The organism is Verrucomicrobium sp. BvORR106 (assembly GCF_000739655.1).
Taxonomy (GTDB): Bacteria; Verrucomicrobiota; Verrucomicrobiia; order Verrucomicrobiales; family Verrucomicrobiaceae; genus Verrucomicrobium.
On sequence record NZ_BATR01000091.1, the window covers coordinates 1 to 3601 of the forward strand.

The 3601-nt window shown below is 62.2% G+C and carries 4 protein-coding genes; 3 read left to right on the forward strand and 1 reads right to left on the reverse strand.

Going from position 1 to position 3601, the window contains the following annotated elements:
* Positions 1 to 603 precede the first annotated feature (603 nt).
* Positions 604 to 1194, reverse strand: coding sequence for a sigma-70 family RNA polymerase sigma factor (locus BV106_RS13875; RefSeq protein WP_051945785.1), 591 nt, complete (start codon positions 1192 to 1194; stop codon positions 604 to 606).
* A 191-nt stretch (positions 1195 to 1385) separates the two neighbouring features.
* Here BV106_RS13875 and BV106_RS13880 point away from each other — a divergent pair, with 191 nt between their 5' ends.
* The 3 genes from BV106_RS13880 to BV106_RS13890 form a co-directional block, all read left to right on the forward strand.
* On the forward strand, positions 1386 to 2087 hold the full coding sequence (locus BV106_RS13880) for a helix-turn-helix domain-containing protein (RefSeq protein WP_063767935.1): 702 nt from the start codon (positions 1386 to 1388) through the stop codon (positions 2085 to 2087).
* A 128-nt stretch (positions 2088 to 2215) separates the two neighbouring features.
* A complete protein-coding gene (locus BV106_RS13885; RefSeq protein ID WP_265595666.1) occupies positions 2216 to 2689 on the forward strand; it encodes a type III secretion system chaperone in 474 nt (157 codons plus the stop codon).
* 62 nt (positions 2690 to 2751) lie between these two features.
* Positions 2752 to 3601 (forward strand): hypothetical protein (locus BV106_RS13890; protein ID WP_038165579.1); only part of this gene is annotated, 850 nt, incomplete at its 3' end.

The window sequence follows — 3601 nt, forward strand, 5'->3', positions numbered from 1 at the left end:
CTGCCGCCATGGGCCTACCGCTCCGCGGTAGAATTTCCAACCCAATCCACCATGGGTAGTCCTCGCTCCACTCGGCCGACCCATGGCTATGCATGGGCGAACCCTCCGGGTTCATGAGCAAGCTCCCAAAAACGTGTCCTCCACTTATATGGGTGCCCCGCAACGATGAAGCTCGGGGACCGCACGCATCCTGCGTGCTGTTCGCGGCATCTTGCCGCGAACGTCAGGGGCTGATCAGGGGACATCGCCCGCGCACCTGCTACCGCGGAGTGGTAGGCCACTCGCATTGCAAACCCCTGACGTCATTCCCGCGACACACCCACGCAGACTCTGGCCGCCATGGGCCTACCGCTCCGCGGTAGAATTCCCAAACCTGCCCACCATGGGTAGTCTTCGCTCCGCCCGGCCGCCCCATGGCTACGGATGGGCGAACCCTCCGGGTTCATGAGCTAACTCGAAAGAGGCGAGCTGCCCCGCTGCCGCTTTCCGAAGTGTAATCTATGTTCTGACCGCGCCCCAAGCACCAAGCGCCAAAGCATCGCAGGCTGAAGCCTGTACTCCGTACAACTTCAAGCCCAACACCTTGACGCACTGACGCACTGGCTACTGACGCACTGACGCACCGGCTAACCTCTCCTCAATATCACGCGCCAGCGCCACCCTCAGGCGGAACAGCCTCGCCCGCAGCGTGGAGAGCCTGATCCCCAGCGCGGTCGCGTGATCCTTCAGGGGTGTCCTGGAGAAATACCGGGCCTGGAGCAGTTGCCGGTCCTCCGGGCTCAACTGGCTCATGCATGACGCCAGCGCTGCCATCTCCTCATCCATCTGCGGGGCCGGCTCCTCCCTCCAGTGCTGGTCAATGCGGTTCAGCAGCTCATCATCCAGCAGCGTCACCTTGGAGTTCGCCAGCCGGCGGCGTTGATTCAGCACCAGATAGCGTGCGATCTGAAAGGCCCAGGCCTTGAAGTTGGAGCCCGGGGTGAAGTCCGCCCGCTTCTGCCAGATCTTCAGCAGCGTCTCCTGCGCAATGTCATCGGCCCCCTCATAACCGGGCATCAGAGAGCGAACATAGAGCCGGATGCTCATGGCGTGCTCAGCCAGTTCTTCATCAAAGGAGCGATGCTTAAAGTCGAACCCGGCAGGCAGGTCCAGCAGCGCGGCACCCGCCCCGGTCGTGTCGTCCACCCCTTTCATAAGCGCGATAACGGGGCTGACGGTGCAGATTCATGGGGACGTGGGCAGGGTGGGAGCGGCGGGTGAGGAGGATGCATGACTGAGGGCGATTAAAACGGCCTCTGTTTGCGCTATTTTGTGGTCAAGCTGCCAAAAAATGTGATGATCCTGCCATGGGCGACCCAGCCTTACAGCAAGCATTCTTCGCCAGCATGGCCGATCCACAGGTCGTCCGACACCTCTTCGAGCACCTGCCGGAGGTCTTCTTTTTTGCCAAGGATCGCCAGAGCCGTCTCATGGCTGCCAGCAGCAACATGCTGGAGCGTCTGGGACTGAAGCGGGAGTCCGACATCGTCGGTCGGGTGGACGAGGACTTCTTCGACCCACAGACCGCCCAGACCTTCCGGGAGGATGACCAGATCGTCTTCACCAGCGGGAAGCCGCTCGTGAGCCGTCTGGAGATGTGGTACGACGAGCAGCGTCGCCCCGCCTGGTTCCTCACCACCAAGATGCCCGTGCAGGGCAAGGATGGCAGTGTGGTGGGTCTGGTGGGCATCACCCGGCCGGATGCCGGGACGCGATCCTCGGCAGCCACGGCTGAGGCTCGCAACATCCTCGCCTATCTGCAAAAACACACGGACCGCGTCCTGAGCACGGCCGAGGTGGCCCACGCCTGTGGCCTCTCTGAGCGCACCCTCTACCGCAGGGTTCAGGAATCACTGGGCGTGACTCCGTACGAGCTCATGATCCGCCTGCGGATTCAGAAGGCGGCGGAGGCCCTGGTGAAGACCCGCCTCCAGGTCATAGATGTCGCGCTGCGGCACGGGTTCTGCGACCAGAGCACCTTCACCCAGCATTTCCGCAAGCGCATGGGCATGACCCCGCTCCAGTTTAGGAAACAATATCAGGGCTAGGCCGTCGCCCTGTCCTGGGGTGAATTACAGTTTCTTGAAACGGCGGTGTAACTTTTTCACCGACCCGGCCAGAGTATGGGGCACACGGCGCTTCCATGAAGCCCACCGTCATTTCCACCCTACTCTCCATGAACTTCGAAAATCTGCTCGACCTCACCGCCCAGGAACTGGGCCTGGAATCCCTCTCTCCGGCGGACACCGGCGTGGCCGCCCTGCGGGTGGATGACCAGCTCACCGTGCTCCTGGAGAAATCCCCCTTCAACCACGAGACCGTCGCCGTGTACGCCAGCCTGGGGAGTGCTCCTGCCAGCGGGCGGGAGGCGTTTTTCGAGGTGCTGCTGGAGGCTCAGCTCTTCGACAGCGAGATCGCCCCAGGCACGTCCTTCGGCCTGTTGCGCGAGACGGGCGAGGTGTTCCTCAATCGCAGCTACGCGCTCGCCAATGCCTCCGCAGAGGAGTTTGTGGAAGTGCTGAACCAGTTTGTGAACTGGGCCGTGCACTGGAAGACGCGTCTGGCCGGTGGGGTGGCGGAGACTGCCGGATCCCCTGGAGCGGCTGAGACCGAGCCGGAGCCCGCCATGGCAAACTTCGTCCGCATCTGAACCGTCGGCCCCGGCATCTCCGGTCCTGTCCTCGCTTCCACTCCAACTTAGACCTCATTTCCATGAACCGCACCACTTCCGTCGGCAATCTCAACCTTCCACTCGCTCCTCCGCCCCAGCAGGATGGGGGACAGGTGGAGGTCATTCACCCGTCCATCGCCGCGAAGGTAAAACGGGAAGCCCTGGGAAAGGAGTCCATGACGCCGCTGCGTGAACGCGGCATAGAGCCGGATCAGACCATCAGCCGGGCGGGCATCAAGGCCCTGCTCAAGAAGACGCCGGAGGAGATGTCGAGCCGCCGACTGTCCAACTTCCTCAGCATTTTCCCCGGGAAACTGGGGCGCTCGGAATGGTCGGGCAGCAGCCATCTGCAGGATATCAAGAAACTTGCCGACAAGTATCAGGAGCTGCCCTCGCATGCCCTCCATGAGAAGATGGAGGTGCTGGAGCAACTCACCACCGCCCTGGACAACTACGGCAGTCAGGCGACCAAGGCACGTCTTGGAGACCGCATTGCGGGCCTGAAGGAGTTTGTGCGCGGGGAGATGCTCAATCTGAAGGCTCAGCAGCATGACCCTGGTTTGCAGGATCTGGGGCCGGGCCTCTATGGCCCCCGGGGCCTTCTTTCTGACATCTATGAGCCCTTCCTGCTCGCCGTGGAAGTGGGCGACCAGGAAGCCCTCAACGGGATCGTGTCGGACATGACCAACCGGATCGTGGTCGTGCTGCAGGAACAAGGTGTGGATGGAGAGAAATTTGCCGCGAGCTCCGGCGCCAGACTCAAGGAGCAACTTCTCAACGTGATCTTTGCCTCGCAGCCCCGGTCTGGCGAGGTGATGAACGGGGGTGATCACACCTGGGACATGGTGGAGAAGGCCATGGACCAGCTTTACTCGGGCGTGGCGAATGGAT

What these genes read in the sequence shown, in the direction of transcription:
- BV106_RS13880 (WP_063767935.1), top strand. Translation starts at nt 1,386, where the DNA reads ATGGCCGATCCACAGGTCGTCCGACACCTCTTCGAGCACCTGCCGGAG.
- BV106_RS13875 (WP_051945785.1), bottom strand. Translation starts at nt 1,194, where the DNA reads ATGAAAGGGGTGGACGACACGACCGGGGCGGGTGCCGCGCTGCTGGAC.
- BV106_RS13885 (WP_265595666.1), top strand. Translation starts at nt 2,216, where the DNA reads ATGAACTTCGAAAATCTGCTCGACCTCACCGCCCAGGAACTGGGCCTG.